The sequence below is a fragment of the Citrobacter sp. Ca225 genome, from assembly GCF_030337175.1.
Classification (GTDB): Bacteria; Pseudomonadota; Gammaproteobacteria; order Enterobacterales; family Enterobacteriaceae; genus Citrobacter_A; species Citrobacter_A amalonaticus.
The window spans coordinates 117,678-142,421 of the sequence record NZ_JAOWCD010000052.1; the positions used below are offsets into that span (position 1 = coordinate 117,678).

Genomic DNA, 24,744 nt, shown 5'->3' on the forward strand with positions numbered 1-24,744 from the left:
TTTCCTTATAGGTGTTTGAATGGGCTGTGCCCCGTTGCTTGTTGACACTTTATTCACAATCCTGTCGCAGAGAAAGCGCAATATATCGAATCCTATGTTCGAATTTATTGAACAACACACAAAATGTGCTGATGTGGTACTCTATACCTATCATTGAGAAGAGATTTAACCAGGCAGTGCTCTGCCTTTTAACGCTATGACAGAACAACAAAAATTATCCTTTCATGCCTTACAGCAGCAGTTAGATTCATTAATGCTGCGCGATCGGCAGCGCTTTTCGCGCCGCCTGCACGGTGTGAAGAAGGTTAAAAATCCTGATGCACAACAAGCCATTTACCAGGAGATGGCGAAAGAGATTGAACAGGCAGCAGGTAAAGTTGTGCTACGTGAAGCGGCGCGACCAGAGATTACTTACCCGGAAAACCTGCCCGTCAGTCAGAAAAAACAGGCGATCCTCGACGCCGTTCGCGACCATCAGGTGGTGATCGTGGCCGGGGAAACCGGTTCGGGGAAAACCACTCAGCTCCCGAAAATCTGTATGGAACTGGGGCGTGGGGTGAAAGGGCTGATTGGCCACACCCAGCCGCGTCGTCTGGCGGCGCGAACGGTGGCGAACCGTATCGCCGAAGAGCTGCAGACAGAGCCGGGCGGGTGCATTGGTTATAAGGTGCGCTTTAGCGATCACGTCAGCGATAACACGATGGTGAAGCTGATGACAGACGGTATCCTGCTGGCGGAAATTCAGCAGGACCGTCTACTGATGCAGTATGACACCATCATTATCGATGAAGCGCACGAACGCAGCCTGAATATCGATTTTCTGCTGGGCTATCTGAAAGAACTGCTGCCGCGCCGTCCGGATCTGAAAATTATCATCACCTCCGCGACCATCGATCCGGAGCGTTTTTCGAAGCATTTCAACAATGCGCCGATTATTGAAGTGTCTGGGCGCACCTTTCCGGTGGAAGTCCGCTATCGACCGATCGTCGAAGAGGCCGATGACACCGAACGCGACCAGTTGCAGGCCATTTTCGATGCGGTAGATGAGCTGGGGCGTGAAAGCCCCGGCGACATCCTGATCTTCATGAGCGGTGAGCGCGAGATCCGCGATACCGCCGACGCACTGAACAAACTCAACCTGCGCCATACGGAAGTGTTGCCGCTGTATGCGCGACTGTCGAATAGCGAACAGAACCGCGTCTTCCAGTCGCACAGCGGGCGGCGCATTGTGCTGGCGACCAACGTGGCGGAAACCTCGCTGACGGTACCGGGGATCAAATATGTGATCGACCCTGGTACGGCGCGTATCAGCCGCTACAGCTACCGCACCAAAGTACAGCGTTTGCCGATCGAGCCCGTATCGCAGGCCTCCGCCAACCAGCGTAAAGGGCGCTGCGGTCGTGTATCCGAAGGCATCTGCATTCGTCTTTATTCTGAAGATGATTTCCTGTCGCGTCCGGAGTTTACCGACCCGGAGATTCTGCGCACCAACCTGGCGTCGGTCATTTTGCAGATGACGGCGCTGGGGCTGGGCGATATCGCCGCGTTCCCGTTTGTCGAAGCGCCGGATAAGCGCAACATTCAGGACGGCGTGCGTTTGCTGGAAGAGTTGGGTGCGATTACCACTGATGAACAGGCGACGGCCTATAAACTGACGCCGTTGGGGCGCCAGTTGAGCCAGTTGCCGGTGGATCCGCGCCTGGCGCGCATGGTGCTGGAAGCGCAAAAACATGGCTGCGTGCGCGAGGCGATGATCATTACCTCGGCGCTGTCGATTCAGGATCCGCGCGAACGCCCGATGGACAAACAGCAGGCGTCTGATGAAAAACACCGTCGCTTCCACGATAAAGAGTCCGATTTCCTTGCCTTTGTGAATCTGTGGAATTACCTCGGCGAACAGCAAAAAGCGTTGTCGTCCAACGCGTTTCGTCGCCTGTGCCGGACCGACTATCTGAACTATCTGCGCGTGCGTGAGTGGCAGGATATCTACACCCAACTGCGTCAGGTGGTAAAAGAGCTGGGTATTCCGGTGAACAGCGAACCGGCGGAATACCGCGAGATCCATATTGCGCTACTGACCGGGCTGTTGTCGCATATTGGCATGAAAGATGCCGATAAGCAGGAATATACCGGAGCGCGTAATGCCCGTTTTTCGATTTTCCCCGGTTCCGGCTTGTTCAAGAAGCCGCCGAAGTGGGCAATGGTCGCGGAGCTGGTGGAAACCAGCCGTCTGTGGGGGCGCATTGCAGCACGCATCGATCCCGAGTGGGTGGAACCGGTCGCTCAGCATCTGATTAAACGCTCGTACAGTGAACCGCACTGGGAGCGGGCGCAGGGCGCGGTGATGGCGACGGAAAAGGTGACCGTCTACGGTCTGCCGATCGTCGCAGCGCGTAAGGTGAACTACAGCCAGATTGATCCGGCGCTGTGCCGTGAACTGTTTATCCGCCATGCGCTGGTGGAGGGCGACTGGCAGACGCGTCATGCTTTCTTCCGCGAAAACCTCAAACTGCGTGCCGAAGTGGAAGAACTGGAGCATAAATCGCGTCGCCGTGACATTCTGGTGGACGACGAGACGCTGTTCGAGTTCTACGACCAGCGCATCAGCCATGATGTCATTTCTGCCCGTCACTTTGATAACTGGTGGAAGAAGACCACCCGCGAGACGCCGGACCTGCTCAATTTTGAAAAGAGCATGTTGATCAAAGAGGGCGCGGACAACATCAGCAAGCTGGATTACCCGAACTTCTGGCATCAGGGCTCGCTGAAACTGCGGTTGAGCTATCAGTTTGAACCGGGGGCGGATGCGGACGGGGTGACGGTACATATTCCGCTGCCGTTGTTGAATCAGGTCGACGAAAATGGTTTTGAATGGCAGATCCCGGGCTTACGTCGCGAACTGGTGATTGCGCTGATTAAATCGCTGCCGAAGCCGGTGCGGCGTAACTTTGTTCCGGCCCCGAACTATGCCGAGGCGTTTTTAGGCCGCGTGACGCCACTGGAGCTGCCGCTACTGGACGCGCTGGAGCGTGAGCTGCGTCGGATGACAGGCGTGACGGTTGACCGCGAGGACTGGCACTGGGATCAGGTGCCCGATCATCTGAAAATCACCTTCCGGGTGGTGGATGATAAAAACAAGAAGCTGGAGGAAGGGCGCTCGCTACAGGAGCTAAAAGACCGGCTGAAAGGAAAAGTGCAGGAGACGCTCTCGGCGGTGGCCGATGATGGCATTGAACAGAGCGGGTTGCACATCTGGAGTTTTGGGCAACTGCCGGAAAGCTACGAGCAAAAACGTGGCAATTACAAAGTCAAAGCGTGGCCTGCGCTGGTGGATGAGCGCGACAGCGTGGCGATCAAACTGTTTGATAATCCGCTGGAGCAACAGCAGGCGATGTGGTCTGGCTTACGCCGTTTGTTGCTGTTGAACATCCCGTCGCCGATCAAATATCTGCACGAGAAGCTGCCGAATAAAGCCAAGCTGGGTCTGTACTTCAACCCGTACGGCAAAGTGCTGGAGCTGATTGACGACTGCATTTCCTGCGGCGTGGATAAGCTGATTGATGCTAACGGTGGTCCGGTCTGGACGGAAGAGGGTTTTGCCGCGCTGCATGAGAAGGTTCGTGCCGAGCTGAATGAGACGGTTGTGGAGATTGCGAAGCAGGTCGAACAGATCCTGACCGCCGTCTTTAATATCAATAAACGCCTGAAGGGGCGCGTGGACATGACGATGGCGTTGGGGCTTTCCGACATCAAAGCGCAGATGGGCGGACTGGTGTATCGCGGATTTGTCACCGGCAACGGCTTCCGTCGTCTTGGCGATACGCTGCGTTACTTGCAGGCGATTGAAAAACGTCTTGAGAAACTGGCGATTGATCCCCATCGCGATCGCGCGCAAATGCTGAAAGTCGAAAGCGTACAGCAGGCCTGGCAGCAGTGGTTCAACAAGCTGCCGCCGGCGCGACGCGAAGACGAGGAGGTGAAAGCGATCCGCTGGATGATTGAGGAGCTACGGGTTAGCTATTTTGCTCAACAGCTGGGAACGCCGTATCCCATTTCGGATAAACGTATCCTGCAGGCGATGGAACAGATTAGCGGGTAATTCAGTACCGGATGGCAATGTATTGTCCGTAGGCCCGATAAGCGCAGCGCCATCGGACGCAGGTGAGACGTTCGAGTCTGTATGGTTACAGAAGCGGCCAGAGGATCTGGCCGCGAAGGGATTACAATTCGTTAGGCTGAGCGTTGATCGCCGGGCTACGTTTCACCCGACTGGCAAAGAAAATGGCAACCAGGGATATCGCCACGGTGGTAAGCAGATACCACGCCACGGGTACCCAGTCGCCGTCATATTTCGCCAGCAACCCGGTAGCGATGAGGGGAGCGGTACCGCCCGCCAGCGCTGCGCCAATCTGGTAACCGAGGGTGATGCCGGTGTAGCGAACGTTAGCGCTGAAAATTTCCGAGCACAATGTCCCCAGTACCGCCGTCACTGGCGCCCACAGCACGCCGAACATCACGATTGTCGCCAGCATAATGCCCCAGGTAGTACCGGTATTGAGCAACAGGAACCATGGCACGATAAACAGGCCAAGCAGGGTGACGCTAATGGCATACATCCGTTTGCGGCCAATTTTGTCCGACAGCAGCCCCATCAGCGGGATCATCACCGTAGCAATCAGTGCACCCACGGTGACGGCTTCCAGCACCTGGGACTTCTGATAACTCAGTGTGCTGGTGGCATAGCTGACCACAAACGTTGAGAAAATGTAGAACGGCGCGGTTTCCACCACCTTCAAACCTGCGGCAATCAGCACTTCACGCCAGTGACGAGTCAGCGTATCCCGCAGCGGCGCTTTGGCAACCTGACCCGTCGCTTTGACCTTCTTGAAGTCTGGCGTTTCATCGATATCCCGACGGATCCACAGTCCTAACAGCACCAGTACGGAGCTCAGCAGAAAGGGAATACGCCAGCCCCAGGAGAGGAAATCTTCCTCGCTAAACAGGGTCATCAGCGAGACGATAAACGTCGCCATCAGCATGCCAATGGTCACGCCCGCCTGGGGAATACTGCCGAAGAAGCCTTTGCGTTTTTCCGGCGCGTATTCATAGGCCAGCAGGAGTGCGCCACCCCATTCGCCACCAATGCCCATCCCCTGAATGATGCGCATCAGGATAAGCAGAATGGGGGCCCAGATACCGATCATCTCATAGGTGGGCAGTAGACCGATCATCACCGTCGCGCCGCCCATCAGGGAAAGCGTCAGCACCAGCGTTTTCTTACGCCCGATGCGATCGCCGATGTGGGCGAAAATTACCCCGCCAATCGGGCGAATAAAAAAGGTCAACGAGAAGGAGAGGTACGAGAGGATTAGACCGATTACCGGGTCGACCATCGGGAAGAAAATCTTGTTAAACACCAGCGCAGCCGCGGTGCCATACAGAAAGTAATCGAACCACTCAATCGCACTGCCGGTCAGACTGGCGACAAGTACCTTCTTATTTTTCTTCAGAATAACCGTACTGCTTTCATGGGTCGTCATTAACTGTAAACCTCCGCCAGAGAACAAAAAAGGTGTCACCTGGCAGTGTGGCAGGTGCAACCTGTTACGTTAAAAAGTTGTGAAATTGTTAATCAAACTAGGTGTGTTAGTAACATTTAACAAGAGGAGGCACGCCGTAATGGGCTAAAAAGAGAGCATTTTGCCAGAATGATTTTCTGTAATTGCAGAATAAATGACGTTAATTATTTATATTCTGATAATTAAACAGGATAATCTGCAGGTGCAACCGCCCGATTTTTAGACGTTTTGTGTTATTTCACTGAGATGACAAAAAAAGCGTCGAAATATCAATCATCAGCCTTTCAGAGAGATCTACTGTTTATTCAGCGTGGGTGCGGTACTCTGCTGAAATAAGAGGAGGAGCTTAATGATGCAACCGTTCCCGAGACTTTCCGCCACCACCCTTGAGGCGATCAACACGGTGGGGCAGTGGCTGGCGCAGGATGATTTCTGCGGCGGGCCTGCTTACCCGGCAGACTGCGTGGTACTGGCGGGCAATGCCGTCATCCCGACAATTGACGCGGCCTGCCAGATAGCCCAACAGCAAGAGGTTCCGCTGCTGATCGCTGGTGGGATTGGTCACTCCACGACCTTCCTGTATGCCGCCGTTGCCCAACATCCCCGTTACAACACGATCCAGACGACCGGACGCGCCGAAGCCGCCATCCTGGCGGATATTGCCCGGCAGTTCTGGCACATTCCCGCAGACAAAATCTGGCTGGAAGATCAGTCAACTAACTGCGGAGAGAACGCCCGTTTTAGCGCGCAAATGATCGCGCAGGCCGCAACACCGATTAACACGGCCATTGTGGTACAGGATCCTACGATGCAACGGCGTACCGTAGCGACCTTTCGCCGGGTAACCCGTGACGATCCGGACGCACCGCGCTGGTTGAGCCATCCGGGATTTACGCCTGTCTTGTGTCAGCAGGAGGACGATATTGTATTTGCTAATGACCCTGGCGGCCTGTGGAGCATCGATCGCTATTTAGCGCTGGTGGTGGGCGAAATCCCGCGCTTGCGCAATGATGACACCGGCTATGGACCTCGGGGGCGTGACTTCATTGTGCATGTGGATTTTCCGCCGGAGGTCGAGGCCGCGTGGCAGATCCTGCAACAGGATGCGGCGTTGAATGAGGCGATGAACCACCGTTCGTTACGCTAACACCTGCCCGTTTGGGAGTGTTTTCTCTCAAACGGGCAAAACAAAAATGCCTGCGTTTTCGTTCTCCCCAGCCTGACCCCTCTCTTTTATGAAGCAGTTCACAGAATTACGACACCAGCCGGGATCGCCGAGGCATGATTGATATTTATTAACAATAGTTTCACTTGTTAAAAACAATTCAATCACAGGAGTAGCGCATGTCAGTACCCGTACAACATCCTATGTATATCGATGGACAGTTTGTGACCTGGCACGAGGATGCCTGGATTGATGTCATCAACCCGGCGACGGAAGAGGTGATTTCGCGTATTCCTGATGGTCGTGCAGAAGACGCGCGCAAAGCCATTGCAGCGGCGGACCGTGCGCAGGCTGAGTGGGAAGCGCTGCCAGCGATCGTTCGTGCTGGCTGGCTGCGCAAAATTGCCGCCGGGATCCGTGAACGTGCTGGCGAAATCAGTGCCTTAATTGTGGCTGAAGGAGGAAAAATTCAGCAACTGGCCGAGGTGGAAGTCTCTTTTACTGCCGACTATCTCGACTATATGGCGGAGTGGGCTCGTCGCTATGAAGGCGAAATTCTGCAAAGCGATCGCCCTGGCGAGAATATCTTGCTGTTTAAGCGCGCGCTGGGGGTCACCACCGGGATCCTGCCGTGGAATTTTCCGTTCTTCCTGATCGCCCGTAAGCTGGCTCCGGCCCTGTTGACCGGGAACACCATCGTGATTAAACCCAGCGAATTCACGCCCAATAACGCGATTGCGTTTGCCAAAATTGTTGATGAGATTGGTCTGCCGCGTGGTGTGTTTAACCTGGTGCTGGGGCGTGGTGAAACCGTCGGCCAGGAACTGGCCGGTAACCCGAAAGTGGCGATGGTCAGCATGACCGGCAGCGTGGCAGCAGGTGAAAAGATTATGGCGACTGCGGCGAAAAATATCACCAAAGTGTGCCTGGAGTTGGGTGGCAAGGCGCCAGCGATTGTGATGGATGATGCCGATCTTGAACTGGCGGTCAAAGCGATTGTGGATTCCCGGGTCATCAATACCGGACAGGTTTGTAACTGCGCGGAGCGTGTCTACGTACAAAAAGGGATTTATGACCTGTTCGTGAACCGCCTGGGCGAAGCCCTGAAAGCGGTACAGTTCGGGAATCCAGGCGAGCGTAACGATATCGCCATGGGGCCGCTTATCAATGCCGCGGCCCTGCAACGTGTGGAGCAGAAAGTGGCGAGGGCGGTACAGGAGGGGGCGCGGGTGGCGCTCGGCGGCAAAGCCGTTGAGGGCAAAGGTTACTTCTATCCGCCAACATTGCTGTTGGATGTTCGTCAGGAGATGGCCATTATGCACGAAGAGACCTTTGGCCCTGTGCTGCCTGTGGTGGTCTTCAACACGCTGGAGGAGGCTATCGCGATGGCTAATGACAGTGATTACGGCCTGACATCGTCTATTTATACGCAGAATCTCAACGTCGCGATGAAAGCCATTAAAGGGCTGAAGTTTGGTGCGACTTATATTAATCGCGAGAACTTTGAAGCAATGCAGGGCTTCCACGCGGGATGGCGTAAGTCGGGGATTGGCGGCGCAGACGGCAAGCACGGGCTGAACGAGTATCTGCAAACCCAGGTGGTTTATTTGCAGTCCTGATCGGCAAAGCAGGGCGGAGGTTTCACTCCGCCTTTACGCTTAAAGTTTGACGAACTTATCAAGGGTACGGATCAGTTGCGTCACGAATCCGTATTCGTTGTCGTACCAGGCCACTGTTTTTACCAGTTGCAGATCACCCACCTCGGTAATTTCGGTCTGGGTGGCATCAAACACAGAACCAAAGTGCGAACCGATAACGTCTGAAGAGACAATTTCTTCATCGGTATAGCCAAAAGATTCATTATCGTGCGTGGCTTTCTTCAGCGCGTTGTTAACCTCTTCCGCCGTCACTTTCTTAGCCAGAATCGACACCAGTTCAGTGACAGAACCGGTTTTCACCGGCACGCGCTGAGCATGACCTTTCAGCTTGCCGCTGAGATCCGGAATAACGAGACCAATTGCTTTTGCCGCGCCTGTGGTATGCGGAATGATGTTTTCAGCGGCCGCACGCGATGCGCGCAGATCTTTGCCACGCGGACCGTCCACCAGCGACTGCGTGCCGGTGTAGGCGTGAATGGTGGTCATGGTGCCCACTTTAATACCAAAATTGTCGTGCAGCGCTTTCGCCATCGGCGCCAGGCAGTTGGTGGTGCAGGAAGCCACCGAAACAATCACATCACTGGCATTCAGCGTGTCATCGTTAACGTTGTAGACAATGGTCTTCATATCGCCAGCCGGCGCGGAGATCAGCACTTTTTTCGCGCCAGCATCGATATGCGCCTGAGACTTTTCAGTTGAGGTATAAAAGCCGGTGCATTCAATAATGACTTCCGCTCCTTTCGCTTTCCACGGGATATTCTTGGCGTCTTTTTCTGCATAAACCGCGATCGTTTTCCCGTCAACAATCAGCGCGTCTTCGGTAAAGTCCACGCTCCAGGGGAACGGACCATAGTTAGAGTCATGCTTTAGCAGATAGGCAAGGATTTTAGGGGAGGTGAGGTCGTTGATCGCGACCACATCAACATCGCTTTTGACTTCGAGTAACCGACGCAACACCAGGCGACCAATACGACCAAAACCGTTAATGCCAATTTTACTCATGATTAACTCCTGTGAGGATGTAGCGGACATTCTTTTTTCCCTACCAGGCATAGTCCAGGATGCCGGGGTGAGCAATCGCACATCTTGCCGTTAACCCTAACTGTCTGAAATGCGGCGTAGAAAAGTTAATGAATTTTTAAGGAAAGATCGCTATGTTGTCGCTTTATTGTTTTTTACTCAGGAAGTGTTATGGGCAATAAGTACTCAAGCCTGCAAATTGGCATCCACTGGCTGGTCTTTTTACTGGTGATTGTCGCTTACTGTGCGATGGAGTTTCGGGGCTTTTTTCCTCGCAGCGATCGTCCCCTCATTAATATGATTCACGTTTCTAGTGGGATAGCGATTCTGGTGCTGATGGTGGCGCGTCTGCTGATCAGGCTGAAATATCCGGCTCCTCCCATCGTGCCCAAACCGAAGCCGATGATGACCGGACTGGCGCATCTTGGGCACCTGGTGATTTATCTGCTGTTCATCGCGCTGCCATTGATCGGCATGGTGATGATGTACAACCGAGGTAATCCGTGGATGGCCTTTGGTCTGGTGATGCCGCACGCGGCAGAAGGGAACTTTGACCTGGTGGATACGCTGAAATCCTGGCACATCACGCTGGCCAATCTGGGCTATTTTGTGATTGCGTTGCATGCCGCCGCCGCGCTACTGCACCACTATTTCTGGAAGGACAATACGCTGCTGCGCATGATGCCGCGTAAACGCTAGCGTGATTATACAGGCGCGGGGAGCGCTTCTCGCGCCTCTATTCTGCGGGCGACTTTGCAAAGTTTAGCGGTAATAGGCAATGACCTGTATCACGGTACTGATTGGCCCAGGAATTTCGTCACCGGAGGTACGAATAGCGCGCGCCGCCATTCTAATGGTGTGACCAGACTCACTGTCAGCGAGCCCATCAACCTCGCTATAACCCTTGATCAGTTCATGCGCCTCGACATAACGGTCTGCTCTCACGGGCATAGCCGGGTCGCCTGAAGGTTGGTGTTGATAATCTCCCCATGCCAGTTGAATTCCGTAATGGTGCGCGTCGTCTGTTCCCGGAGCAATAATGCCTCTGCGGATATCCAGTACACGAGTAACAGGAATCATTGTGAACTGTATCTTATGCTTTCTGTCGTCGAATGAAGCCGGGCATCGGATTGTAAAACTGGCATCTTTCCAGCGTGAGACGACAGCGGTTCCGTCATAATCACCCATGTTGATACTGACATGGTCACTCTTGATATCGCAGGTCGGAGGCTGAAAAAATATCGTCGCTTTTATTATTCTTGAATCATTAATATAGGCACGACCCTCCCGGGTAATCCTGTTGGTTTCTGAGCTGGTAAAAGAGTATCCCGATTTCTCATAAACCATTCCCACTTCCGGACCGATTACGGTCAGGGCGCCCGCGTCAGATGGAATATTTTGCCCGGGAATTTTCCAGTATTTTATCGTGGCATAAAGGTGAGTGTAGGGCGTCGCTTCATCCCACCTATCCGTAAGGGGATAAGGTTGTAACGAGTGGTATCGCGCACGAAATGACTCCGCCGCAGATATCCCAATCCCCGGAACGTTAGTCGCATAAATATAGTCATTCCCCTGATGGGCAATAGCAGGTGTAGCCGTGAGCAGGGTAAAGCGAGGAGAGAGTCCGTCGATGTCGCAAACCCCAACATCGAGATCAATAACGTGATTCTCAGCCGTATAAATAACGGCCCACTCAGACAGTGGCAACGGCAATGACATGCGAATGTTATCAACATTGACCTCGGTTGCCTTATAGATTTCAGGCCACGCGTGATAACGCGTTATCGCGCGGGGTTGGGATTCGCAGTGAATAACCGTCGCCGACGCTGATGCTGCATTCAAAAACAGAACCAGCATAGCCAACGTGAAAATAGACCTAATAATGCGATGGCTGGCAATCTCAGTGGATTGCCACATCAGTTTTAAATATCTCATGTTATTAACATTGCGTAGCAAAAAATCAACTCCGACACGCGACGACGCGTATCGTTACCTAATAAACTCGCTTTAGAGCTTTTATTCTGTTCGCCAGGCTCACTGTTAAAAGGGTCACTATTACTGGTAATTAGCGATAACCTGTACCACGGCGTTGGCAGGGCCTGGTGCTGAATTACCGGCGGTACGAATATACCGCGCCGCCATCTTTATGGTGTTATCTGAACCGTGGAATCCGTTCCCCCCTACAGGGGTATCATCCGCACTGAAGTTGGGGTTAAGCGTATTGGCAGCAACATAACTGTTTAAGACGACGGGGTTTAACGGTTCTTGTGAATTCTGCGTGGTGTAATCACCCCAGGCCAGTTGTATCCCATAGCCCTGGGCACCTGTGCCGTCGAGCGCGATAATCCCTCTGTTGGCATCCACCACTTGGGTGTAAGGCGCTATACTGATCTGCACTTTTCCGTTTGGGGAATTAGGTGAAAGTTCTGACTTGGGGTCAATATTATAGGGATAAGTATAGGTCGATTTGGAGTGTGTCATTCCATCATATCCCATCGCATTCGGGCATATCAAATTGAAACTGGCATCCTTCCAGGGGAAAGGTGCGGTTGAATCGCCCATATCCACCTTAACATTGTCCCCTTGTATATTGCAGGTGCCAGACTGAAAGGTCATGGTAATGGTTAAAATTCGCGACCCACTAATATAGGCCTTATCGTCACTGACTATCCGGTCGGGGTTCGAACTGGTAAAGGTGCTACCCGAGGACATATATAAAACGGCGGTGTCGGGTCCGGTAATGGTGACCGGGCCGTTATAGGCGGGAATAGTGCCAGGAATTTTCCAGTACTTTATATCTGCTTCAAACTGGAGGCCTAGAATATCCCGGGTATAAAAAAGTGCTTTAGGATAAGCGTTCACAGCATTTTTCCCGACGACATCGGGTGCTGAAATAGAAATGCCAATACCAGAAATATTGGTGCTATAAATGTCATAGCCGTTTATGGAGCCTACAGGCTGTGCGTTGTTCAGAAAAGCATAATACGTGCTGACAACGGAGTTACAGTTTCCTGTATCAATGCCAATAATCGCGTTTACAGAATAAATGGTGTGCCAGTCGGGGATATTAGCTCCTAAGGTAATGGTCGCCCCTGGTGAGGTTAGATTAAAGGGCTGATGCATCGTCGACCATTGGTTATAATTATTGGTGGAGCTTGTTGATGGGTCGCATTTAACTACATAGGCCGAGGCCGAGGCAATATGGAAGAAAAAAAGAATAAATAGATATTTCAAAAAAGACATAGCTACACCTTTTGGCATACGGCAGTAAAGCGCTGGATCGCGTTTTTACCTTTCGCGCTGGAATCATCTGGATTAAGGGAATAAGGGACACGACATTGATTATTCGCGTTCTCACCCCATTTCACGAGCAATGTTCCTTTTTGCTTACTGACTTTAACGTAAATAACCCCGCCCTGGGACACCGCACCCACGTGCGTGTCTTCATCATCAAAAATGTCGGCGCCAAAGGGGAGCGGCTCTCCCTGCCAGCTTGTGGTAATCAGCACCGGCGTGCCGGTATGGGTAGCAAATTTTACTTTGACCACCGATCCTGAACGCGGAACAACATTCTGCGCCGTGTTTTCAAAGTCAACGCCCAAATCAGAGCCTTCAGGGTTAATACCTATCCGATTTTCCTGATAGGGGACCAGTGACGGTGACAGGGCATAGCCTGAACCATCAATGACGGCACCTGCATAACCCGCGACTTTGGCACCTTCTGCCCCTTTTGCTTCAATCAGGGCATAGTTATCGCTGCTGTAAGGCGAGAAAGTGACCCCACCCGAGTGGACGACCATCCCCCCGGACATCCCGACGGAGGTACTGCTATAGCCTTTACCGGTGCTGTAGCTACCGTTCATCGTTGCCTTGCTTCCCTCCCAGGTTCCGCTGACGCTGCCAGAGCTTCCCGAATTGTCATCATGCGCACCGCTAACGTTGTAGCCGTATTTATTGTCTTCACCGAACGAGCCAGAAAGGTTTGCCTGTTGACCACGTCCGCCAGCACTGTCCTGGTTATAGCGCATGCTCAGATAAGGCATTCCTGTACCATTACCCATGCCTAACGGCATGGAAAACGTCAGATACCAGGTGGTTTGATCATTTCCGTTTCCCGCTTTGTTTCGGCTGGCGTTAATGCTGTAGTTCAGCAGCTTATAGTTATTGGAATACCCCAACTGATACTGGGTGTTGTAACCCTCGTTGTTATTCCAGTAGTTTTGCATTGATGAGCTGACATAAAGGTTACCCAGCCCGGCAGGGAGGCCCTGATTAAAGCTTAATGAGAACTGATTTTTAGAACGGGAGACGCTATCCGGATCGCTGCCATTATTCATTGCGTCGCGTGTACTCATGGCGGTTTGAAAATCCATATAACCGGAGCTGGAATAACGATAGGCAGCAATCGTGATGTTACTGTTTGTCGCATCAAACAGTTTGTTGTAACTCAGTCGATAACTTTGCCCCATCGGATTACCGATCTTGCCGCCGATCTGACTCGTCGATTGAGTGACATCCGCGCTGATCGCCCCCGCTCGCGTACCTATTGCTCCCCCCAGCAGGGCAGCCTGATAGTGCTGACTGTACTGTAAGCCCGTATAGGCAGTCAGGATATTGGTTAAGCCGCGCATGTAGGTTGTTTCATAGAACAACGGCATTTCAGCGGCGTTGTAGTCGCGAAGCTTGCCAACCGTTGCAGTGAATTGCTGGGTCCCCGGACGCAGTGATTGCGCCAGAGACGAATAAGGCACTGAGTATTGCTGGGTGCTACCGTCCGCTTCTTCGACGGTGACATCCAGATCGCCGCCATACCCTGTCTGCCCGAGATCATCGATCAGAAACGCTCCCGGTGTCACGGTGGTCTGATACAAAATATGGCCAGACTGACGTATCGTCACTTTAGCATTCGTCTTCGCGACCCCTCGGATTTCCGGCGCGTATCCACGCTGAGAGGCGGGTAACATTCTGTCGTCGCTGGCCAGTTGTGCGCCGGTATACGAAACCGAATTAAACATCTGGCCTGAGGTAAAATATTGACCAAGATAAAGATGACCATGAACAAACTCGGCATCGCGTTGTACATAGCTATTGCTACTTTGATAGCCGCCGCCCTGTTCCGGTGTCCAGGTATAAGAGCCATTGTGGCGAAAGTACCAATTACCAATATTTAGCCCGGCATTTAACGAAGAATAGAGCGAACGTGCCGTGTCGGCATTATTGTAGTGGGAGTCATAGCCATTGACATAATAGCCGAGCATCAGCGCCGGAACACCACTGTCCCAAAGTGACGGATCAACACTTCCTTGCGCCGTGTGCTGAAGGTAAATTTGTGGTATTTCAATATTAAGTTGCTGCTTATCCGCATCAAAATGTACGGTGGCATTTGGCAAGAGTTGGGAGAGGTCAGAACATGCTGCGGGGTTAGACAGTTCGCTGCGCGAATCTTTTGGTACTCTGTCCATATTAAGTTTAATCAACTGAATGATTTTCGGCGTTAAACAGGCCTCAGCCCGGTATTTATCGACTTCAGTAAAAGTGACCTCTTCATGTGAAATTTGAGAACCATTCACAATGATATCGATAAGGTATTTTCCGGGGATAACATTTGAGCCGTAGGTGAAGCGATTTACATCGATTTGATTTGCCCTGTCCTGGCGCAAAAGTTGTGTGTCAAATTCAGCAGCAGTCTCTTCAGATGAGACAGACTTATCCTCCCCAGAATGGTTCTCAGTGTCATTAGCGATAGCGCTAAATGAGAAAGACAATATAACTGTAGAAAAGCAACAGAGATAGAATCCGGGGAGAAATTTATTTGAAATAGACACACGATCTACCCTCAAAAGGCGTTAGCGTTTCGCTTTATGATCAATGAGCGCTCCATAGTCATTGATTGTGCTAAAAGATAACCCATCAATATTGCCCGTATTGTTCAAAGGGAATTGTTTTGTTTCACCCGGTGCCAGCATTTTACCGGCAGTTTCAGATGTGATGTTCTTGTCTTTAAAGTTAACACTAAAAATAGTGACGTTATATTTTGAGCTGTTTTGCACCGTGGCATTTTTACCATTTAATTGCCAGTGTAATTGTTCTGGTGCATCACTGCTTTTACCTTCTAACCCTTCAGGGCGGTAAAAAAGTTTAATACGCGTGCGAAAGACAACATTGAGTTTCTGTTTGATGTCGTCACTGTTCTTATCTTTTGCCGGGACCTCAAGAACATTGAGCCAAAACACTGACTCTTTGTCAGTAGGGAGCGCTGGAACCCCGGTATAGCTGATACGCAGCGTCTGGCCCTTATTCGAGTCTACCCGATTGATCGGCGGAGTGATCACGAAAGGGACGGATATTTTTTCGGGTGACGTGTTCTCATTCCCCGTATCGATCCAACTCTGAATTAATACAGGTCTGGCGTTTTTATTTGTCAGGCTGAGCGTAACCTGACTTTTACTTCCCTGGTATATGACTCTGGTTCCATCCAAAACAATACTGGCATGACCTGGCTGACTCATCATCATGCCAGCACTAAGGGCGCAATATACTGTTGCTGCCTTTTTACTGAAAAATAACATACAAAATACCTAAGGTTTAACCAGGGAAATAAAATAAGTGATTACTGATACATCAGCTCATAATCCACAGTGCTGACGACTGACCCCGCAGTTGCAGAACCGGCTGCCGATACATATTCAACAAAATAGGGCATCCGGGTTTTACCACCTGCTTCAGTGTCAATAGCGGTGAATTGTGACGTGGTTGACTGACCTGGGTCGTTCACTTTAATTGTGCTACGATTCGAATCCAACAGGCGGAACTGAACATTTGTCGCTGCATCAGTTGACGCTGTATTATTCAGATAGCCCTGGTTGTCACCGTTAGCACTTTTAAAGTTGGCCGCCACTTTGGTTTTTGCAGGCGTACCCAGGGTGCAGTTTTCAGCCACAATAAAGAACGGTACCTGGCCTGCAGAGGAGTTTGCACCAGCCAGCGCTGTTTTTGAAACTTCGTCCAGCGCAATTGTACCTGTACCAGCCGTTCCAACAGCGGCGCCTTTATATTCCAGAGAAACGTCGCATGTTGCATCTGTAATATTACCGTTAAAAGTAATGGTATTTGCTGCGAAGGCGTGCGGTAGATTAATTAAATTCACCGCCAGAATTGTGCCAGCAGCTATTAATTTATTAAATTTCATTTATAGCTCCATCAGAGTGTCGCACTCGTCTTTGTGTAAAATAACTATGGAATAATAAAAGGGACTATTACTACTATATTATAGTAGCTTTAGGTGTCATAATTTATGCCCCATTATAATGGAGGTCTATTGTTTTATGGTCCATTTTTGTACTTCAAATTTTGGGTTGAATTATAAACTGTTAATTTTATTTGAATTTAATTAATTATTAACAATGTAATATACAATATTAAGTATGCGGATAATCTATATTAAACATACATTGCATTAACAATATCTACGAAATTATTTTTAGATGGATACTGTTTTGTGTCATTTTTGCAACCATGTTTTTACCGTGATAGCCATTTTCTGCTATCATAGTGGCATGTGTACGTAGGTTGGTAAAAATAAAAAATGAAGAGCACATTCAATCCAGTAGAGATGGCGGGGCCCATAAGCACGCGCGTTGAATCGCCCTATTTGACGATATTGTTGGATACACTTGATTCGCACCTGCGCTATCAGCAGTGTCCTGTTGGTAAGCGCATTACCATCAGCGCCGCTCACCAGCCTGATTGTTATATTATTCGTAAGGGGGCGCTCTCACTTTACCGGCAGCCCGATGATATTCTTATCGAACTTATCGAAGCCCCGACACTACGTGGGATCATCCCGGTACATGAGTCCTCCCGATCAATACATATCCTTCGCGTTATTGAACCGGCTGAAATCGCCACGTTGAATAAAGAGGATTTATACGCGCTGCTGACAGAACACAACCTGTGGGAACCCTATGCCAGACATCTGCAACTGATCGCCAGCATGGCCGCAGAGGTACTGTTTAAGCTCGTCTCACCCACCGTATTTGAGCAGGTTCGCTATCAGCTTTTCGAGCTCATGAGCAAACCGCAAACACTGAGAGAGTCGATTACCGCCGAGAATTATATCCGCGGAAAAACCCGGCTTTCTCGTTCCGCAGTGATGAACGTGCTCTCGGCATTAAAAGCCGGAGGCTACATTACAATACTGAATGGGCATCTGAAGGAAATAAAACATATTCCAGCGCAGTTTTAGATATCTGCAAAATTGATATTTCTGGCATGAGATAAATCTACATAACCTAAATTAAAACAGGGCTAAAGTATGGTTTTCGCCGGTGATAAACGAAAGGCACATAGGTAAACCCGCCTTTAAAGGCTGAAACAGTGAAATTTAACGCTCACTAAATAGAAAACGCTTTTTTTTCCTCCTGCGATTAAAACTCTGATAGTATACCCCCCTATAGTATTAAGGGGGCCTATGCCGCATTCACCTGAAGATAAAAAACGTATTCTGACTCGCGTCCGACGCATTCGGGGGCAGGTGGATGCCCTGGAGCGTGCGCTGGAATCTGGCGAACCTTGCCTGGCTATCCTGCAACAAATCGCTGCGGTCCGCGGTGCGTCCAACGGTTTAATGGGCGAAATGGTTGAGATCCACCTGAAAGATGAGCTGGTGAGTGGTGAAACCACTCCTGACCAGCGCGCCGTGCGTATGGCTGAAATCGGCCACCTTCTTCGCGCTTATCTAAAATAAACCTATCACCTCGCAATAAAGGGAAGAGACAGATGAAATCACGTGCAGCAGTCGCGTTTGGCCCCGGTCAGCCGCTCAAAATTGTTGAGATTGACGTCGCAGCGCCGAAAAAAGGCGAAGTTCTGGTTAAAATTACCCACACCGGGGTTTGCCACACTGACGCGTTTACGCTGTCTGGTGACGATCCGGAAGGTGTGTTCCCGGCGGTTCTGGGACATGAAGGCGGCGGTGTAGTGGTCGACGTCGGCGAAGGCGTGACCAGTCTGAAGCCGGGCGACCATGTTATCCCGCTGTATACCGCCGAATGCGGAGAGTGCAAATTCTGTAAATCCGGGAAGACCAACCTCTGTCAGGCCGTGCGCGCCACTCAGGGAAAAGGTCTGATGCCGGATGGCACCACTCGTTTTTCTTACAATGGCGAACCAATCTATCACTACATGGGTACCAGTACCTTCAGCGAATACACCGTATGTGCGGAAATCTCACTGGCGAAAGTCAACCCGCAAGCCCCGCTGGATAAGGTTTGTCTGCTGGGGTGTGGCGTCACTACGGGCATAGGTGCCGTGCATAACACCGCGAAAGTCAAAGAGGGCGATACCGTTGCCGTGTTTGGCCTTGGCGGGATCGGCCTGGCGGTGATTCAGGGCGCTGTACAGGCGAAAGCGGGGCGTATTATTGCTGTCGATACCAACCCGGAAAAATTCAAACTGGCGGCTGAAATGGGCGCAACCGACTTCATTAATCCGAAAGATTATGACAAACCGATCCAGGAGGTGATTGTTGAGCTCACCGACGGTGGTGTCGACTTTAGCTTCGAATGTATCGGTAACGTCGACGTGATGCGTGCGGCGCTGGAATGCTGCCATAAAGGATGGGGCGAGAGCATCATCATTGGTGTTGCCGGGGCGGGCCAGGAAATTAAAACTCGCCCGTTCCAGCTGGTGACAGGCCGGGTCTGGCGTGGTTCCGCGTTTGGCGGCGTCAAAGGGCGCACCCAGTTACCGGGCATGGTGGAAGAGGCAATGGCCGGGAAAATCCAGTTGGATCCGTTCATTACCCATCGTCTGCCGCTGGAGCAAATCAACGACGCGTTTGACCTGATGCACGAAGGTAAATCCATCCGTACCGTTATCCATTTCGGCGATAACTGATTCATCCGCCAGCGGAAATCACCGCTGGCGCTTTCCATTTTTTAACATAAATGTTGTCAAACTGTGACGAAAACGGCGCTTTTCCCGGTAAGTAAAATTCGCGGAATGCCGATGACTATCTTACGGGCGCGTATTACGCATTAATCCTACAAGAGAGTCGACGGTCATGGACAACACATCATCGATGCACGCACCACATAAGCTGGGCTTTCTGCATCACATCAGGCTGGTTCCGCTGTTTTCCTCCATTCTCGGTGGCATCCTTTTACTGTTCGCGCTGAGCTCCGGTCTGGCGGGCTACTTTCTCATGCAGGCTGACCGCGATCAGCGGGATGTGACGGATGAGATCCAGGTCCGCATGGGATTATCGAACAGTTCGAACCACCTGCGTACCGCGCGAATCAACATGATTCATGCTGGCGCGGCGAGCCGAATTGCTGAAATGGATGACATGAAAGCCAACATTGCGGCGGCGGAAAAGCGTATTAAGCAGTCTGAAGAAGGGTTTACTATTTACATGGCGCGCAAGGTGAAAACCCCTGCGGATGAAGCGTTGGATGGCGAACTGGAGAGCAGTTTCAAAGCCTATATAGCGGGAATGCAACCGATGCTCAAGTACGCCAGAAACGGCATGTTCGAAGCGATCATCAACCACGAAAGCGAACACGCAAGACAACTGGATGCCAGTTACAATAAGGTCCTGCTGAAGGCGATTGAACTGCGCATGGCGCGCGCTAACCAGTTAAGCGAACAGGCTCATCAGCGCACCCAACTGGGCATGATATTCATGATTGGCGCTTTTGGTCTGGCACTGGTGCTGACGCTGATGACGTTTATTGTTCTGCGTCGTACCGTCATTCAGCCGTTGCAGCATGCCGCGCAGCGTATTGAGCAAATTGCCGCCGGTGATCTCACCATGCAGGATGAACCTACCGGGCGTAGCGAGATTGGGCGACTGAGCCGCCACCTGCAACAAATGCAGCGTTCGCTGGTGCAAACGGTCGGTTCGGTGCGTCAGGGGGCAGAAGAGATTTATCGCGGTACCAGCGAAATCTCGGCGGGCAATACCGACTTGTCGTCACGCACCGAAGAACAGGCGGCGGCGATCGAACAGACGGCGGCCAGCATGGAAGAGTTGACCGCGACGGTGAAGCAAAACGCCGATAACGCACACCACGCCAGCAAACTGGCGGAAGATGCGTCCGGCAAAGCCAGTCGTGGCGGGCAGATGGTTTCCGGCGTGGTCCAGACGATGGGCAATATTTCGACCAGTTCGAAGAAAATCTCTGAGATCACAGCGGTTATCAACAGCATCGCTTTCCAGACCAATATTCTGGCGCTGAACGCCGCGGTTGAAGCCGCGCGTGCCGGTGAGCAAGGGCGTGGATTCGCCGTGGTCGCCAGTGAGGTCCGCACGCTGGCCAGCCGCAGTGCCCAGGCAGCGAAAGAGATTGAAGGGCTTATCAGCGAATCCGTCCGTCTCATCGATCAAGGTTCTGGTGAAGTGGTCGCGGCGGGGAACACGATGACCGACATCGTGGAGGCGGTAAAACGCGTCACCGATATCATGCTGGAAATCGCCGCGGCGTCGGACGAGCAGAGCCGCGGGATCGTGCAGGTCAGCCAGGCCATCTCTGAGATGGACAAAGTGACTCAGCAGAACGCTTCGCTGGTGGAAGAGGCCTCTGCGGCAGCGGCGTCGCTGGAAGAGCAGGCGGCACGACTGACGGAGGCGGTGGGGACGTTTCGCTTACAGGGTGGACCCACGAGCAAGCGCGTACCGACAACAAACACCCCCGTTCAGCCTCTGACACAGCCGGTTACCGATCACGGGGATAACTGGGAAACCTTCTAAGCGCCATTGCCGGGTGAAGGCGCAAAGGCGCCTCATCCGGCCTGTTATAACGGCATCGATTTACGGATAGCGGCAATTAAGCGTTGCGCGCCAGAAGAGAGCGGTGAATCCACACGGGTGAGAATACCGATCGGCTCGCCTGCGCCCTGTGTGGGCACGGGTAGCGAAACCAGCGTCGCCTGGCGCAAATCCTCTTTCACCGCGCCAGAGGGCACAAACCAGACGTAGTTATAATCAACCGTTAACTGGCGCGACAGCGAGGCGGAGAGCGTCTCAATGCAGCCGGTTGGCATCTTACAGCCCTGGCTTTGCAACAGCGTCTCGGCATTCTGCCGTGGTACTGTGCCTTTGGGCGAAACAACCACGGGCCACTCCATCACGCGACTCAGCGTCACGTTTTCCTGCAATAGTGGGTGATTCGGACGCACGACCAGCTTTAATGACTCGAGAAACAGCAGCTCATAATTAAGGCCGCTCATCAATTCCGGATCGGACATCCGGCCAATGCCGATGTCGAGCTCGCCGGATTTCAGGCCCGCCAGCAGCATGGTATTGTTCATCGTTGCCACCTGCAGCGTGGTCTCTTTTTGCTGCTGATGAAACTGACCGATGACCGACGGAAGAATACCCAGCGCGGCGGTCGGTAGCGCGCCTATTCTTACCACATCATTGTTAAGACCTTCTTTACGGTTCAGCGCCTGCCCGGCGGTGTTGAGCGCATCTAGCACTTTCACCGCATGGGTTAAGAACTGCTCGCCAGGTAATGTCAGTTGCGCCCCGAGCCGTCCGCGCTCAAAGAGGCGGGTGCCGGTCAGTTGCTCCAGTTCGTTAAGCGTTTTGGAAAGCGCAGGCTGGCTGAGGTTAAGGGTTTCGGCTGCGCGCCCCAGGGTTCCTTGTTGAGCGACAGCGACAAATGTATGAAGATGGCGCAATCGGATGCGCTGACTGAACAGACTATTTTTTTCCATAAGCGATGTTAAGAACAGAGCGATGCCGGTGACAAGTAAAGTTGTTTGTTTTTGATAACTTGATTGCAAAATATTATTAACATTTAACTTATTTAAGTAACAGCACTTTCTCTTCGGAGGCGAAAATGATCCATGTCGTAGGCCACCTGAATCCGGACAGTGACGCCATTTGCACCGCTTTTATGGCTGCCCGCTGGTTGAACATGCGCGGACGTCAGGCCTCAGCCTGGCGCCTGGGTGAACCCAATCGCGAAACCCAATTTCTGTTTGAGCGTGCGGGGCTGGACATGCCGCGGTTACTGACGATGCCGCTGACAGACCTCGACGTCTGGCTGGTGGATTTCACCGAGCCAGCGCAGGGACCGGAAACCCTTATGGCGAGCAATATCGTGGGTATTATCGATCATCACCGTCTGGGTGGACTGGTGACCCGTTTGCCGCCAGAAGTGTGGATAAAGCCGGTGGGCAGCAGCGCCACGCTGCTATGGCAACTGATGAGCCCGGAGGACAGGGCGCAGATAACGTCTGCGCAGGCGCTATTACTATTGGGTGCAATATTGAGTGACACTGTCACGCTTCGCTCGCCAACCACCACGGCGGATGACCGTCAGGCCGTTGAAGCACTGACAACGCGTGCAGGGGTTGAGCTGGCGGCGTTCAGCGCTGACCTGCTGAGTGCTAAAACCAGCGTCGAAGGATTAAGCGCCAGTGAACTGCTGCAAAAAGATATCAAGCGTTTCACCATCAAGGGTCAGCAGGTGAGCGTTGCGCAGATCGAACTGTATGCATTGAGCCAGGTCGCTGACGTGATGGATGCCCTGCGTCAAGAGATGGCCGATTATGCGACCCGCAGCGGGGCGGATTTGGTGGTGCTGATGTTGACGGATATCAACGCTGGCAATTCGCAACTCTGGTTTGCCGGCCCGCGTCAACTGGAACTGGCACAACCGGTGACGGTTGAGGGAATGTTGAGCCGCAAGAAACAGATGCTGCCGTGGCTCGAAAGCCATGTTGCGAAAATAGACCAGGCCTGACAAAACGGGCTGAGAGATTCAGCCCGTTCTCTTCATCAGACGTCGAAAAAGACGGTTTCGTTTTCTCCCTGCAGGTGAATATCGAAGATATAGACGATCTCGCTACCACGCTGTTCGCGGCGGGCAATCAGGGTCTGACGGCGAACTTCCCATTCGATCAGATTGAGCACCGGATCGCGCTGATTGGCTTCTTGCTCATCCGCAAAATAGAGACGGGTGTTCAGGCCAATGTTGATACCGCGCGCGACAATCCACAGATTAACGTGGGGGGCCATCAGGCGGCCATCGCGTCCCACAACACAGCCCGGCTTAATGGTATCGAAACGCCACACGCCGCTGTCGAAGTCTGAACAGGTTCGTCCCCAGCCGCGAAAGTCCGCGTCGAGCGGCTTATCTTCCTGACGGTCAGCCGGATGGTTGTAGCGTCCATGGGCGTTGGCCTGCCAGATCTCCAGCAGCACATCGCGCAACGGCGTACCGGAACCATCAATCACCCGTCCCTCGATCACAATACGTTCGCCTTCGGTATGGCTATTGGTCAGCGTGGAGCTGAAGTTTTTCTCAAAGATGTGAAATCCAGCGGCGTCAGGCGCAAGCCCAATGTGCACATACGGTCCCGCCGTCTGCGAGGCGGTTTCCTGCAAATACTCTTTCATTGCGCGCCTCCCTGAGTGCGGTTTTCAAACAACGTAGCGCGCTGTCCGCGAAGTACGAGGTCAAAGCGATATGCCAGGCAGTCGAGCGGTACGGCGGCGTGGGTATCCAGTTCGGCAATCAATGTGCGGATCGCATCATCGTTATTGATAGTTTTCACAATTGGGCACTGTTTGATCAACGGGTCGCCTTCAAAATACATTTGCGTAATCAACCGTTGGGCAAAGGCCTCGCCGGAGAGTGAAAAGTGAATATGCGAGGGACGCCAGTCACTGACCTGATTGCGCCACGGGTAAGGGCCGGGTTTGATGGTACGGAAAAAGTAATAGCCGTTCTCATCGGTTAATACCCGTCCGCAGCCGCCAAAATTAGGATCAATCGGCGCGAGATACTGGTCTTTTTTATGACGATAGCGACCACCGGCATTGGCCTGCCAGACTTCGACCAGCGTATTTCTCATTGGGCGGCCAAAACCGTCGCGCACGTAACCGTGGACGATAATCCGTTCGCCAATCGGCAGGCCGTCTTTGGCGTAATTCATAATCAGGTCGTTATCCAGCGGGCCAAGATCGTTGTCGCTGAATACCGGCCCGGTGATTTCAGACAATGAATTCTGCAAAGAGATCAGCGCGTTGCGCGGCGAGCGCAGAACGCTGGTCTTATAGCCGGGGGCGAAGGCGGGCGGATGGCTGTTATAGTCGCGATGGATCACCTCGCGAGAGGACACTTTTTCACGCATAGCGGACTCCGGTACAGGGAAGAGATTTATTGTTTTATGATGACCTGAGGCAGTGTGTGTAAATGCGTTGTTAATTAAAAGTGAATTTATGTCGATTATTTCATAACCAGTGGCTATACCATGGCGCAAGGACTGATGCAGAGCGAATTCAGGTTAGATCACACTTTGTAAATTC

General features: G+C 52.2%; 19 protein-coding genes. 9 read left to right on the forward strand and 10 right to left on the reverse strand.

The features are described 5' to 3' along the window. The first annotated feature begins 196 nt into the window (after nucleotides 1-196). Nucleotides 197-4,099, forward strand: coding sequence for an ATP-dependent RNA helicase HrpA (gene hrpA, locus OGW13_RS04860; RefSeq protein ID WP_109740779.1), 3,903 nt, complete (start codon nucleotides 197-199; stop codon nucleotides 4,097-4,099). Nucleotides 4,100-4,220: 121 nt separating this feature from the next. Here hrpA and OGW13_RS04865 read toward each other — a convergent pair whose 3' ends face one another. After that, nucleotides 4,221-5,540: an MFS transporter gene (locus OGW13_RS04865; RefSeq protein WP_248382036.1), complete on the reverse strand. Its 1,320-nt coding sequence runs from the start codon at nucleotides 5,538-5,540 to the stop codon at nucleotides 4,221-4,223. 391 nt (nucleotides 5,541-5,931) lie between these two features. Here OGW13_RS04865 and OGW13_RS04870 point away from each other — a divergent pair, with 391 nt between their 5' ends. Together OGW13_RS04870 and aldA are read left to right on the forward strand one after the other, a co-directional pair. Next, nucleotides 5,932-6,726 (forward strand): YdcF family protein, encoded by a 795-nt coding sequence (locus OGW13_RS04870; RefSeq protein WP_044257960.1) that lies wholly within the window; start codon nucleotides 5,932-5,934, stop codon nucleotides 6,724-6,726. 197 nt (nucleotides 6,727-6,923) lie between these two features. Next, the gene (aldA, locus tag OGW13_RS04875) at nucleotides 6,924-8,363 is read left to right on the forward strand and encodes an aldehyde dehydrogenase (protein ID WP_287115761.1); all 1,440 of its coding nucleotides are present in this window, start codon (nucleotides 6,924-6,926) and stop codon (nucleotides 8,361-8,363) included. A 39-nt stretch (nucleotides 8,364-8,402) separates the two neighbouring features. Here aldA and gap read toward each other — a convergent pair whose 3' ends face one another. Continuing rightward, nucleotides 8,403-9,404 (reverse strand): type I glyceraldehyde-3-phosphate dehydrogenase, encoded by a 1,002-nt coding sequence (gene gap, locus OGW13_RS04880; protein WP_044257846.1) that lies wholly within the window; start codon nucleotides 9,402-9,404, stop codon nucleotides 8,403-8,405. Between the two features lie 189 nt (nucleotides 9,405-9,593). Here gap and cybB point away from each other — a divergent pair, with 189 nt between their 5' ends. After that, on the forward strand, nucleotides 9,594-10,121 hold the full coding sequence (gene cybB / locus OGW13_RS04885; protein WP_043000618.1) for a cytochrome b561: 528 nt from the start codon (nucleotides 9,594-9,596) through the stop codon (nucleotides 10,119-10,121). A 63-nt stretch (nucleotides 10,122-10,184) separates the two neighbouring features. Here the strand turns inward: cybB and OGW13_RS04890 are convergent, their stop codons facing one another. The 5 genes from OGW13_RS04890 to OGW13_RS04910 form a co-directional block, all read right to left on the reverse strand. Beyond that, nucleotides 10,185-11,357 (reverse strand): hypothetical protein, encoded by a 1,173-nt coding sequence (locus tag OGW13_RS04890; RefSeq protein WP_287115762.1) that lies wholly within the window; start codon nucleotides 11,355-11,357, stop codon nucleotides 10,185-10,187. Between the two features lie 120 nt (nucleotides 11,358-11,477). Continuing rightward, nucleotides 11,478-12,665 carry a hypothetical protein gene (locus OGW13_RS04895; RefSeq protein ID WP_287115763.1) on the reverse strand — a complete coding sequence of 396 codons (1,188 nt, stop codon included), beginning with the start codon at nucleotides 12,663-12,665 and terminating at the stop codon, nucleotides 11,478-11,480. 2 nt (nucleotides 12,666-12,667) lie between these two features. Beyond that, nucleotides 12,668-15,247 carry a fimbria/pilus outer membrane usher protein gene (locus OGW13_RS04900; RefSeq protein ID WP_287115764.1) on the reverse strand — a complete coding sequence of 860 codons (2,580 nt, stop codon included), beginning with the start codon at nucleotides 15,245-15,247 and terminating at the stop codon, nucleotides 12,668-12,670. Nucleotides 15,248-15,268: 21 nt separating this feature from the next. Next, the gene (locus OGW13_RS04905; RefSeq protein ID WP_044257850.1) at nucleotides 15,269-15,991 is read right to left on the reverse strand and encodes a fimbrial biogenesis chaperone; all 723 of its coding nucleotides are present in this window, start codon (nucleotides 15,989-15,991) and stop codon (nucleotides 15,269-15,271) included. Between the two features lie 41 nt (nucleotides 15,992-16,032). After that, entirely contained in the window at nucleotides 16,033-16,611 is a 579-nt protein-coding gene (locus OGW13_RS04910; protein WP_287115765.1) for a fimbrial protein, read from the reverse strand. Between the two features lie 474 nt (nucleotides 16,612-17,085). Between OGW13_RS04910 and OGW13_RS04915 the strand changes: the two genes are divergently transcribed. From OGW13_RS04915 to OGW13_RS04930, 4 genes are all read left to right on the forward strand, one after another. Continuing rightward, nucleotides 17,086-17,667 (forward strand): helix-turn-helix domain-containing protein, encoded by a 582-nt coding sequence (locus OGW13_RS04915; protein ID WP_192502616.1) that lies wholly within the window; start codon nucleotides 17,086-17,088, stop codon nucleotides 17,665-17,667. Between the two features lie 225 nt (nucleotides 17,668-17,892). After that, on the forward strand, nucleotides 17,893-18,168 hold the full coding sequence (locus tag OGW13_RS04920; protein WP_003833178.1) for a metal/formaldehyde-sensitive transcriptional repressor: 276 nt from the start codon (nucleotides 17,893-17,895) through the stop codon (nucleotides 18,166-18,168). A gap of 32 nt (nucleotides 18,169-18,200) precedes the next feature. Then, the gene (locus OGW13_RS04925; protein ID WP_043000619.1) at nucleotides 18,201-19,319 is read left to right on the forward strand and encodes an S-(hydroxymethyl)glutathione dehydrogenase/class III alcohol dehydrogenase; all 1,119 of its coding nucleotides are present in this window, start codon (nucleotides 18,201-18,203) and stop codon (nucleotides 19,317-19,319) included. A 166-nt stretch (nucleotides 19,320-19,485) separates the two neighbouring features. After that, entirely contained in the window at nucleotides 19,486-21,174 is a 1,689-nt protein-coding gene (locus tag OGW13_RS04930; protein WP_054176213.1) for a methyl-accepting chemotaxis protein, read from the forward strand. A 44-nt stretch (nucleotides 21,175-21,218) separates the two neighbouring features. On the opposite strand, the gene OGW13_RS04935 is transcribed toward OGW13_RS04930, so the two are convergent. Next, nucleotides 21,219-22,142, reverse strand: a complete 924-nt coding sequence (locus tag OGW13_RS04935; protein WP_043000621.1) for a LysR substrate-binding domain-containing protein — start codon at nucleotides 22,140-22,142, stop codon at nucleotides 21,219-21,221. A 125-nt stretch (nucleotides 22,143-22,267) separates the two neighbouring features. On the opposite strand from OGW13_RS04935, the gene OGW13_RS04940 reads away from it, so the two are divergent. Continuing rightward, nucleotides 22,268-23,176, forward strand: a complete 909-nt coding sequence (locus OGW13_RS04940; protein ID WP_090050434.1) for a manganese-dependent inorganic pyrophosphatase — start codon at nucleotides 22,268-22,270, stop codon at nucleotides 23,174-23,176. 35 nt (nucleotides 23,177-23,211) lie between these two features. Here the strand turns inward: OGW13_RS04940 and pcaG are convergent, their stop codons facing one another. Both pcaG and pcaH read right to left on the reverse strand, forming a co-directional pair. Beyond that, complete coding sequence (gene pcaG / locus OGW13_RS04945; RefSeq protein WP_044257855.1) at nucleotides 23,212-23,832, reverse strand: protocatechuate 3,4-dioxygenase subunit alpha; 621 nt, start codon at nucleotides 23,830-23,832, stop codon at nucleotides 23,212-23,214. Continuing rightward, nucleotides 23,829-24,569, reverse strand: a complete 741-nt coding sequence (gene pcaH, locus OGW13_RS04950) for a protocatechuate 3,4-dioxygenase subunit beta (protein WP_043000624.1) — start codon at nucleotides 24,567-24,569, stop codon at nucleotides 23,829-23,831. The genes pcaG and pcaH overlap by 4 nt, the downstream gene beginning before the upstream one ends. Nucleotides 24,570-24,744: the final 175 nt, after the last annotated feature.

Bases quoted from the DNA above. Each gene is read 5' to 3' on its own strand.
- hrpA (WP_109740779.1), top strand. From the start codon at position 197: ATGACAGAACAACAAAAATTATCCTTTCATGCCTTACAGCAGCAGTTA.
- OGW13_RS04865 (WP_248382036.1), bottom strand. From the start codon at position 5,540: ATGACGACCCATGAAAGCAGTACGGTTATTCTGAAGAAAAATAAGAAG.
- OGW13_RS04870 (WP_044257960.1), top strand. From the start codon at position 5,932: ATGCAACCGTTCCCGAGACTTTCCGCCACCACCCTTGAGGCGATCAAC.
- aldA (WP_287115761.1), top strand. From the start codon at position 6,924: ATGTCAGTACCCGTACAACATCCTATGTATATCGATGGACAGTTTGTG.
- gap (WP_044257846.1), bottom strand. From the start codon at position 9,404: ATGAGTAAAATTGGCATTAACGGTTTTGGTCGTATTGGTCGCCTGGTG.
- cybB (WP_043000618.1), top strand. From the start codon at position 9,594: ATGGGCAATAAGTACTCAAGCCTGCAAATTGGCATCCACTGGCTGGTC.
- OGW13_RS04890 (WP_287115762.1), bottom strand. From the start codon at position 11,357: ATGAGATATTTAAAACTGATGTGGCAATCCACTGAGATTGCCAGCCAT.
- OGW13_RS04895 (WP_287115763.1), bottom strand. From the start codon at position 12,665: ATGTCTTTTTTGAAATATCTATTTATTCTTTTTTTCTTCCATATTGCC.
- OGW13_RS04905 (WP_044257850.1), bottom strand. From the start codon at position 15,991: ATGTTATTTTTCAGTAAAAAGGCAGCAACAGTATATTGCGCCCTTAGT.
- OGW13_RS04910 (WP_287115765.1), bottom strand. From the start codon at position 16,611: ATGAAATTTAATAAATTAATAGCTGCTGGCACAATTCTGGCGGTGAAT.
- OGW13_RS04920 (WP_003833178.1), top strand. From the start codon at position 17,893: ATGCCGCATTCACCTGAAGATAAAAAACGTATTCTGACTCGCGTCCGA.
- OGW13_RS04925 (WP_043000619.1), top strand. From the start codon at position 18,201: ATGAAATCACGTGCAGCAGTCGCGTTTGGCCCCGGTCAGCCGCTCAAA.
- OGW13_RS04930 (WP_054176213.1), top strand. From the start codon at position 19,486: ATGGACAACACATCATCGATGCACGCACCACATAAGCTGGGCTTTCTG.
- OGW13_RS04935 (WP_043000621.1), bottom strand. From the start codon at position 22,142: ATGGAAAAAAATAGTCTGTTCAGTCAGCGCATCCGATTGCGCCATCTT.
- OGW13_RS04940 (WP_090050434.1), top strand. From the start codon at position 22,268: ATGATCCATGTCGTAGGCCACCTGAATCCGGACAGTGACGCCATTTGC.
- pcaG (WP_044257855.1), bottom strand. From the start codon at position 23,832: ATGAAAGAGTATTTGCAGGAAACCGCCTCGCAGACGGCGGGACCGTAT.
- pcaH (WP_043000624.1), bottom strand. From the start codon at position 24,569: ATGCGTGAAAAAGTGTCCTCTCGCGAGGTGATCCATCGCGACTATAAC.